The sequence below is a fragment of the Vibrio sp. Vb0349 genome (genome assembly GCF_033338975.1).
Map to the genome: position 1 here is coordinate 1 of NZ_JAWOTS010000148.1, position 1,563 is coordinate 1,563.

At 53.6% G+C, this 1,563-nt stretch carries 1 rRNA gene; it reads right to left on the reverse strand.

The window, feature by feature from the left end:
* Positions 1-1,553, reverse strand: a 16S ribosomal RNA gene (locus R7Q47_RS24040).
* Positions 1,554-1,563: the final 10 nt, after the last annotated feature.

Below are 1,563 nucleotides of genomic sequence, written 5' to 3' on the forward strand. Positions count from 1 at the left end.
TAAGGAGGTGATCCAGCGCCAGGTTCCCCTAGCGCTACCTTGTTACGACTTCACCCCAGTCATGAACCACAAAGTGGTAAGCGTCCCCCCGAAGGTTAAACTACCTACTTCTTTTGCAGCCCACTCCCATGGTGTGACGGGCGGTGTGTACAAGGCCCGGGAACGTATTCACCGTGGCATTCTGATCCACGATTACTAGCGATTCCGACTTCATGGAGTCGAGTTGCAGACTCCAATCCGGACTACGACGCACTTTTTGGGATTCGCTCACTTTCGCAAGTTGGCCGCCCTCTGTATGCGCCATTGTAGCACGTGTGTAGCCCTACTCGTAAGGGCCATGATGACTTGACGTCGTCCCCACCTTCCTCCGGTTTATCACCGGCAGTCTCCCTGGAGTTCCCGACATTACTCGCTGGCAAACAAGGATAAGGGTTGCGCTCGTTGCGGGACTTAACCCAACATTTCACAACACGAGCTGACGACAGCCATGCAGCACCTGTCTCAGAGTTCCCGAAGGCACCAATCCATCTCTGGAAAGTTCTCTGGATGTCAAGAGTAGGTAAGGTTCTTCGCGTTGCATCGAATTAAACCACATGCTCCACCGCTTGTGCGGGCCCCCGTCAATTCATTTGAGTTTTAATCTTGCGACCGTACTCCCCAGGCGGTCTACTTAACGCGTTAGCTCCGAAAGCCACGGCTCAAGGCCACAACCTCCAAGTAGACATCGTTTACGGCGTGGACTACCAGGGTATCTAATCCTGTTTGCTCCCCACGCTTTCGCATCTGAGTGTCAGTATCTGTCCAGGGGGCCGCCTTCGCCACCGGTATTCCTTCAGATCTCTACGCATTTCACCGCTACACCTGAAATTCTACCCCCCTCTACAGTACTCTAGTCTGCCAGTTTCAAATGCTATTCCGAGGTTGAGCCCCGGGCTTTCACATCTGACTTAACAAACCACCTGCATGCGCTTTACGCCCAGTAATTCCGATTAACGCTCGCACCCTCCGTATTACCGCGGCTGCTGGCACGGAGTTAGCCGGTGCTTCTTCTGTCGCTAACGTCAAATAATGCCGCTATTAACGACACTACCTTCCTCACGACTGAAAGTGCTTTACAACCCGAAGGCCTTCTTCACACACGCGGCATGGCTGCATCAGGCTTGCGCCCATTGTGCAATATTCCCCACTGCTGCCTCCCGTAGGAGTCTGGACCGTGTCTCAGTTCCAGTGTGGCTGATCATCCTCTCAGACCAGCTAGGGATCGTCGCCTTGGTGAGCCCTTACCTCACCAACTAGCTAATCCCACCTAGGCATATCCTGACGCGAGAGGCCCGAAGGTCCCCCTCTTTGGCCCGTAGGCATCATGCGGTATTAGCCATCGTTTCCAATGGTTATCCCCCACATCAGGGCAATTTCCTAGGCATTACTCACCCGTCCGCCGCTCGACGCCGTTATCGTTCCCCGAAGGTTCAGATAACTCGTTTCCGCTCGACTTGCATGTGTTAGGCCTGCCGCCAGCGTTCAATCTGAGCCATGATCAAACTCTTCAATTTAAGATTTTGT